This window comes from Streptomyces sp. NPDC046465 (assembly GCF_040646035.1).
In the GTDB taxonomy this organism is placed as follows: Bacteria; Actinomycetota; Actinomycetes; order Streptomycetales; family Streptomycetaceae; genus Streptomyces.
Genome location: NZ_JBEYZK010000008.1, coordinates 324957 through 332539 on the forward strand (window position 1 = coordinate 324957; position 7583 = coordinate 332539).

6 protein-coding genes are annotated in these 7583 nt (G+C 73.0%); 3 read left to right on the forward strand and 3 right to left on the reverse strand.

Annotated features, from left to right (window positions below; genetic code table 11):
- Window positions 1-100: 100 nt before the first annotated feature.
- The 3 genes from ABZ953_RS15420 to ABZ953_RS15430 are packed head-to-tail and all read right to left on the reverse strand — an operon-like array spanning window position 101 to window position 4800.
- A complete protein-coding gene (locus ABZ953_RS15420) occupies window positions 101-928 on the reverse strand; it encodes a hypothetical protein (protein ID WP_361722721.1) in 828 nt (275 codons plus the stop codon).
- A 57-nt stretch (window positions 929-985) separates the two neighbouring features.
- Window positions 986-2908, reverse strand: a complete 1923-nt coding sequence (locus ABZ953_RS15425; protein ID WP_361722724.1) for an ABC transporter ATP-binding protein — start codon at window positions 2906-2908, stop codon at window positions 986-988.
- The gene (locus ABZ953_RS15430; RefSeq protein ID WP_361722727.1) at window positions 2905-4800 is read right to left on the reverse strand and encodes an ABC transporter ATP-binding protein; all 1896 of its coding nucleotides are present in this window, start codon (window positions 4798-4800) and stop codon (window positions 2905-2907) included. Before ABZ953_RS15430 ends, ABZ953_RS15425 begins: the two co-directional genes overlap by 4 nt.
- A 184-nt stretch (window positions 4801-4984) precedes the next feature.
- On the opposite strand from ABZ953_RS15430, the gene ABZ953_RS15435 reads away from it, so the two are divergent.
- The 3 genes from ABZ953_RS15435 to ABZ953_RS15445 all read left to right on the forward strand — a co-directional run.
- Window positions 4985-5887, forward strand: coding sequence for an ABC transporter ATP-binding protein (locus ABZ953_RS15435; RefSeq protein WP_361722729.1), 903 nt, complete (start codon window positions 4985-4987; stop codon window positions 5885-5887).
- A complete protein-coding gene (locus tag ABZ953_RS15440; protein ID WP_361722732.1) occupies window positions 5884-6672 on the forward strand; it encodes an ABC transporter permease in 789 nt (262 codons plus the stop codon). The genes ABZ953_RS15435 and ABZ953_RS15440 overlap by 4 nt, the downstream gene beginning before the upstream one ends.
- Window positions 6673-6773: 101 nt before the next feature.
- On the forward strand, window positions 6774-7583 hold an 810-nt coding region (locus ABZ953_RS15445), incomplete at its 3' end, for a histidine kinase (RefSeq protein ID WP_361722780.1).

The following is a 7583-nucleotide window of genomic DNA, read 5'->3' on the forward strand; positions in this document are numbered from 1 at the left end:
AAAAGCGGAGGACGGCCACTGATCGCTGGCACGTGGCTGTATTTCGCCGGTGGTTCATTCCTGTGGCGCCGCCTCCGCCGGGGCGCGGCACCGGCGGACATCAGCTCTCGGGCCGGCTCCGCTCCCGCGGATCGATCCACAACGCCTCGCCCACCGTGCAGAGTTCCCCCGCCGACGTCGCGACCGCCACGCCCATCGTGTGCTTGCGGCCCACCGTGGAGATCGGCCAGGCGTACGTGATGTGCTCCTCGCCCGCCGTCACGGGGCGCGGTGACGTCGCCGTGAGCGAGGCCGTGACCGCGCCGCGCCGCAGGGTGCCGAGGTGGATGCCCGCCCAGGCGGTCGGGCAATCGAGGGCGGCCCAGAGCGCCTCGGGCCGCAGCGATCCCCGCGCGTCGGCGAAAGCGGGGTGCGGCGTCCAGGCCGTCGCCACGAGGCCGCGGCCGGGCACCCCCATGCACTGCTGGTGCACGCCCTGGTCCGGCGGGCGGTGCCCGCAGCCGAAGCAGTCGATCGAGGCGCCGCCCGCGTCGAGGCCCGCGAGCCCGGCGGCGCGGAAGGCCTCAGCCGCCGTGCGGGCTTCGGCCGGGGTCGGCGGCGCGGGGGCGTCGGTCGTGGACGGGGCACGGACGGGCGTCGCCGTCACGAGCTCGGTGCCCGCCGTGTCGGACAGGCGGACGACGCCGTCCGCGAGTTCATCGAACCGCAGCGGAGTCTCCACCCGGGTCGCGGCCCGGAAGTCGACCCGGACCGCCCCGGCGTCCGTGCGCCCGACGAGCAGCCCGGCGACGTATCCGCCGAGGGCGATGCCTGGATAGCCCTGGTAGGCCGCCGCGATGGTGAAGGTCTTCCCGGCGTGCTCCGTGCCCGCGCCGGTCCCCGCGCCCTCGCCCGCGGCCATGTCTGTGTCCGTACCCGTGTCGGCCATGCCGTTGGCTCAACTCCCCGTTGCTCGTGCCGAAAAACCGTGCCGCCCGCCGTGCCGTCAGCTCACGACGCTGTCCCGCCACGCCCGGTGCAGGTCGGCGAATTCGCCGGTGCCCGCGATGAGTGCGTCGGGGCTGCCGTCCTCCACGATCCGGCCGTCGGCCATGACGAGGACCCGGTCGGCTATTTCCACGGTGGAGAGCCGGTGGGCGATGACCACGGCGGTGCGGCCGCGCAGCACCGTGTGCATGGCGCGCTGCACGGCCCGTTCCCCCGGGATGTCAAGGGAGCTGGTCGCCTCGTCGAGGATCAGCACCGCCGGGTCGGCGAGCAGGGCGCGCGCGAAGGCCACCAACTGCCGCTGGCCCGCCGAGATCCGGCCACCGCGCTTGCGTACGTCGGTGTCGTACCCGTCGGGGAGCGACAGGATGAATTCGTGGGCGCCGATGGCCTCGGCGGCGCGTTCGACGTCCTCCCGGGTGGCGTCGGGCCGGCCGATCGCGATGTTCTCCGCGACCGTCCCGGAGAACAGGAACGCCTCCTGGGTCACCATCACCACCCCGCGCCGCAGCTCGGCGCCCGCGAGTTCACGCAGGTCGACGCCGTCAAGGAGGACGCGCCCGTCCGTCGGGTCGTAGAAGCGGGCGAGCAGCTTGGCCAGCGTGGACTTGCCCGCGCCGGTGGAGCCGACCACGGCGACGGTCTGCCCGGCGGGCAGCGTCAGATCGAAGCGGGGCAGCACCTCGCCGCCCGTGCGGTAGGCGAACCGCACCCCGTCGAACCGCACCTCGCGGCCCGGCCTGCCGGATGCCAGGACGGGCAGCGGGCGTGCGGCGGCCGACGCGGGCTCGGGCACGGCCGGGGTCTGGGCAAGGAGCCCCGCGACCTTCTCCAGGGACGCGGCCGCCGATTGGTAAGAGTTGAGGAACATGCCGAGTCGGTCGATCGGGTCGTAGAGCCGTCGCAGATAGAGCACGGAGGCGGCAAGCACGCCGAGCGCGAGGCCGCCGTCCGCGACGCGCTGGGCGCCCCACAGCACGATGGCGGCGACGGCGGTGTTGGCGACGAGCCGGGAGCCGACCACATAGCGGGCCATCTCCAGCATGGCGTCGCCGTTGGTCCGCTCGTGCCGCTGGTTGAGCGCGCCGAACTCCGCGTCGTTGGCCCGCTCCCTGCGGAAGGCCCGCACCGGCCGGATGCCGTTCATCGTCTCCGCGAACTTCACGATGACGGCGGCGATCGCGGTCGAGCGGTCGCGGAACATCCGGCCCGCGCGCCGCTGGTAGAGGCGTACGAGGAGGTAGAGCGGCACGAACGACGCCACGGCCACGGCGCCGAGGCCCAGGTCGAGCCAGAGCAGCATCGCCGAGATGTAGACGAAGGAGAGCAGGACCGTGATGAGTTCCTGCAGCCCCTCGCTGAGCAGTTCGCGCAGCGACTCGACGTCGGTGGTGGAGCGGGATATCAGCCGCCCCGAGGTGTACCGCTCGTGGAAGTCGACGCTGAGCGCCTGCGCGTGCCGGAAGATGCGGCCGCGCAGATCGAGCAGGACGTCCTGGTTGACGCGCGCGGAGGCGATGATGAACGCGTATTGCAGCGCGCCCGAGGCGCCCGCGCAGCACAGATAGCCGATGCCGACAGCGATCAGCGGGCCGTAGTCGTCGGCGCGCACGGCGGGCACGCCGCGGTCGATGGCGTACGCGACGAGCAGCGGTCCGGCCTGCACCACGGCCTGCTGTACGAGGAGCAGCACGGCGGCGAGCGTGACGCGGCCGCGCAGCGGCGAGAGCAGGGAGCGCAGCAGCGCGCGGGTCGCGCCCGGGGGTGCGGGCAGCTCGTCCTTGTCGAAGGGGTCGTCCGGCGCGGGCGAGCCCGTGGGGCGGCCGGGTTCTCCGGATCCCTCGGGCGGCTCCGGGCCGTCGGACCCCGCCGGTTCCTCGGGGTCTACGGGCTTCTCCCGTACGGATGTCGACGAGGTCATCGGGCAGCCTCCTCGGCGGGGCGGTCGGCGGGTATCTGGTCGGGGGCGGCACCCGGGCCGGTGTCGGCGCCCGACATCAGCCAGGCGTACTCCGCGTTGTCCCGCAGCAGTTGCTGATGGGTGCCGACGGCGGCGACCCGGCCGCCGGAGAGCAGGGCGACGCGGTCGGCGAGCAGCACCGTGGAGGGGCGGTGGGCGACGATCAGTGCCGTCGTGTCCGCGAGGACGCGCCGCAGCGCCGCCTCCACCAGCGCCTCCGTGTGGACGTCGAGGGCGGACAGCGGGTCGTCGAGGACGAGGAAGCGGGGGCGGCCCACCACCGCGCGGGCCAGGGCGAGGCGCTGGCGCTGGCCGCCGGAGAGGCTCAGGCCCTGCTCGCCGACCTGGGTGCCGGTGCCCTGCGGCAGGGCGTGCGCGAAGTCGGCCTGCGCCACGTCGAGCGCGCGGCGCAGCTCGGTGTCGCCCGCGGTCTCCTCGGCGCCCATCAGGACGTTCTCGCCCACGGTCGCGGAGAACAGGGTCGGCTCCTCGAAGGCGACGGCGACGAGCGTGCGCAGGTGCTCGCGGTCCATCGCCGTGATGTCCTCACCGTCCAGCGTGATGCGGCCGCCGGTCACCTCGTGCAGGCGCGGGACCAGCGCGGTGAGCGTGGTCTTGCCGCTGCCGGTCGCGCCGACGAGCGCCATGGTCTCGCCGTGGCGCACGTGCAGGTCGATGCGGTCGAGGGTGGCGGGGGAGTCCGGTGGGGCATCGGGGTATCTGAACTCCACGCCGTCGAAATGGAGTCCGCCGGTTCCGGTGGCGGGGCCGTCCGGCGCGGGGGAGGAGCCACCGGAACCGGCGGGCTCGGTGATCTTCGGTGCCGAGTCCTTCGGTGCCGCGTCCTCCGGTGCCGCGTCCTCCGGTACCGCGTCCATCACCTCGAAGTACCGCTCCGTGGCCGTCGCCGACTCCTGGCTCATCGCGAGCAGGAAGCCGATCGACTCCACCGGCCAGCGCAGCGCGAGCGCCGTCGACAGGAAGGCGACCAGCGTGCCTGCCGACAGGTCGCCGTCCGCGACCCGCACCGTGCCGAGCACAAGGGCCGCCCCGATCGCGGCCTCCGGCAGCGCCATGATCACGGCATAGATCGCGGCGAGGATGCGGGCCTTGGCCAGTTCGGTGCCGCGCAGGGTGTGCGAAAGCTCGCGGAACGCCCGTGCCTGGCTGCGGTGGCGGCCGAAGCCCTTGATGATCCGGATGCCGAGCACGCTCTCCTCGACGACCGTCGTCAGATCGCCGACCTGGTCCTGCGCGCGCCGCGCCACGGCGCTGTACCGCCCCTCGTAGTACGCGAGGGCGATCACCATCGGCACCACGGGCGCAAGCAGCACCAGGCCGAGCGTGAAGTCCTGCCCGAGCAGGATGATCATGCCGACCACGATGGTCGCGCCGTTGACCAGCAGGAACGTCAGCGGGAAGGCCAGGAACATGCGCAGCAGCATCAGATCCGTCGTGCCGCGAGAGAGCAACTGCCCGGACGCCCACCGGTCGTGGAAGGCCACCGGGAGCCGCTGCAGATGGCGGTAGAGGTCCGCCCGCATCGCCGCCTCGACGCCCGCGAGGGGCCGGGCGACCAGCAGCCGCCGCAGCCCGAACAGCAGCGCCTCCGCGACACCGAGCAGAAGCAGCAGGAGCGCCCCCAGCCAGACCCCGGCCGGGTCCCGGTCGGCCACGGGCCCGTCCACCATCCACTTCAGCACGAGGGGGAAGACGAGCCCCGTGCAGGAGGCGACGACCGCGACAACCGCGGCTGTGATCAGTCGAGTTCGCACCGGACGCACGTACGGCCAGAGCCGCAGCAGCGTCCGTACGGTGGACCGTTTCCCGGCAGGGGTATCTGTAGATGACATCAGAAGCGAGCCTACGGATCGCCACTGACAGAGCCCACCGAGTTTTCCGCACGGCAGAGCGACAAGCGACATGGTCGCGCCCCGCGACCCACCGAGTCGTACTCCGCCATCAACCGATCGGCTGACGCCGCTTCGAGCGTGATGGGCGATGTCCGCACCCCCTCCCACCGGCGATTCTCGACACATGCCCCTCATCGAAGTGCACGGACTCAAGAAGGCCTACGGCGGTCGCACCGTCGTCGACGGCGTCTCCTTCGCCGTCGAGGAGGGCGAGATCTTCGGCATCCTCGGCCCCAACGGCGCCGGCAAGACCACCACCGTCGAATGTGTCGAGGGCCTGCGCGTCCCCGACTCCGGCGCCGTCCGCGTCGCGGGCCTCGACCCGGTCGCCGACCACGGGCAGCTCACCCGCATCCTCGGCGCGCAGCTACAGGAGAGCGAGCTCCAGGCGAAGCTCACCGTGCGCGAAGCCCTCGAGCTGTACGCGGCGTTCTACCCGCGCCCCGCCGACTGGCGGCCGCTGGCCGAGCGGCTGCGCCTGACCGACAAGCTCGACAGCCGCTTCGGCAAGCTCTCCGGCGGCCAGAAGCAGCGCCTGTTCATCGCGCTCTCGCTGATCGGCAACCCGAGGATCGTCGTCCTCGACGAGCTGACCACCGGCCTGGACCCGCGCGCCCGCCGCGACACCTGGGAGCTCATCGAGGACGTCCGCGACAGCGGCGTCACGGTCCTGCTCGTCACCCACTTCATGGAGGAGGCACAGCGCCTCTGCGACCGTCTCGCCGTGATCGACCGGGGCCGGGTCGCCGCCCTCGACACCCCGGCGGGCCTGATCAGCCGCTCCGCGAGCTCCACGGTCATGTCGTTCACGCCGTCCGCGCCGCTGGACGAGCGCGTCCTCGCCGCGCTGCCCGCGGTCACCTCCGTGGAACAGCGCGCGGGCCGCTACACCCTGAACGGCACCGACGAGACCGTCGACGCCGCCATCACCCTGCTCGCCCGGCACCACATCACCGCCCACCAACTCCGGGTCGCCGACGCCACGCTGGACGACGCGTTCCTCGACCTGACGGGAGCATCGGCATGACCACGGCCACCGCCGCACCGCACACCACCGCCCCGGACACGGGCACCAAGGCCTCCGCGGCCGTCCTCAGGGCCGAACTGCGCCTCTTCCGCCGCGAACCCGGCGCCCTGTTCTGGATCATGGCGTTTCCCACCCTGCTCCTGGTGATCCTCGGCTCCATCCCCTCCTTCCGTGAGGCGGACGACTCGCTCGACGGGCTCCGCCTGGTCGACGCGTACGTGCCCGTCACGGTGCTGCTCTCGCTGATCATGGCGGGGCTGCAGGCCATGCCGCCCCTCATCACCGGCTACCGCGAACGCGGCATCCTGCGCCGCATGTCCGCCACCCCCGTACGCCCCTCCGCCGTACTCGGCGCGCAGATGGGCATCCACGGCGCGGCCGCGCTCGTCTCCGCGCTGCTCTCCCTGACCGTGGGCCGGCTCGCCTTCGACGTGGCGCTGCCGCGCCAGGCCTTCGGCTACGCCCTCGCGCTGCTCCTCGCGATCCTGTGCGGACTCGCCCTGGGCGCCCTGGTCTCGGCGCTCGCCCGCACCACCAAGGCCGCGACCGCGATCGGCTCCGCCGTCTTCTTCCCGATGATGTTCAGCGCGGGTGTCTGGCTGCCGGTGCAGGCGATGCCCGACGGACTGGCCCGCGCCGTGGAGGGCACCCCGCTCGGCGCCGCGTCGCAGGCGCTCAGCGATGCCGCCGCCGGGGACTGGCCGGGCCTGGCGCACCTCGGCGTCCTGGCCCTGTGGACCGTGGTCCTGTCGGCGGGGGCCTCGCGCTGGTTCCGGTGGGAGTGACGCGGGAGGGCGTGACGCGGGTGGGAGTGACGCGAACGGTCCCGCCCGTCGACGACACTGGGCCGGTGAGCACGAGCACGAGCACGGCGGACGCCACGCAGATGATCGAACAGCGCTGGGGCACCTTCCACCGCTGGGGCCCCTACGTCCTGCTGTTCTTCGGCGTCCTCATGTCGGCCGCCACCAGCGGCGTCGTCGGCATGGACCGCGTCGACTGGTACGTGTCGGGGAGCCTGGTCGGCTCCGCCGTCGTGCTCCAGCTGTGGTGGGGCACGCAAGTCCGCACCCGTCCGGGGCCGTCGGCGGCGGGCATCCTCTACTACGCCCTGCGCTGGGCCACCGCCTTCGTCCTGACCTGGATCAACCCGTTCTTCGCGTTCTACGCGGTCGTCGGCTACTTCGGCACCGAGCGGCTGCTGCCCCCGCGCCTGGTCAAGCCGGGCCTGTTCGCCACCGCCGTCATCATGGCGGGCTCACAGTCCGGCGGCCTGCCCCCGCACGGCGGACTCGGCTGGGGCGTCTTCGGCGGGCTCCTCGCCGTGAACGTCGCCCTGCTCACCGTCTTCGCCCACCTCGCGGCGCAGGAGGACCAGCGCGCCCTCGACGCGGCCGCCACCATCGCCGAGCTGGAGCGCACCAACACCGCCCTCCAGCAGGCCCTCGACGAGAACGCCGCCCTGCACTCCCAGCTCCTCGTCCAGGCCAGGGAGGCGGGCGTCGCCGACGAGCGGCGCAGGCTCGCCGCCGAGATCCACGACACCATCGCGCAGGGCCTGACCGGGATCATCGCCCAGCTCCAGGTCGTCGCGGGCGCCCGCGTCTACGTCGACGTCATCCCGGGGGACTGGCGCCACGGTGCCGCCCCCGAGGCCATCGCCGAACGGCTCGCCGCCGACACCGTCCGTACGATC

Excerpts from the sequence above, each read along its gene's own strand:
- ABZ953_RS15430 (WP_361722727.1), bottom strand. The coding sequence starts at position 4,800 with ATGTCATCTACAGATACCCCTGCCGGGAAACGGTCCACCGTACGGACG.
- ABZ953_RS15420 (WP_361722721.1), bottom strand. The coding sequence starts at position 928 with ATGGCCGACACGGGTACGGACACAGACATGGCCGCGGGCGAGGGCGCG.
- ABZ953_RS15440 (WP_361722732.1), top strand. The coding sequence starts at position 5,884 with ATGACCACGGCCACCGCCGCACCGCACACCACCGCCCCGGACACGGGC.
- ABZ953_RS15435 (WP_361722729.1), top strand. The coding sequence starts at position 4,985 with ATGCCCCTCATCGAAGTGCACGGACTCAAGAAGGCCTACGGCGGTCGC.
- ABZ953_RS15425 (WP_361722724.1), bottom strand. The coding sequence starts at position 2,908 with ATGACCTCGTCGACATCCGTACGGGAGAAGCCCGTAGACCCCGAGGAA.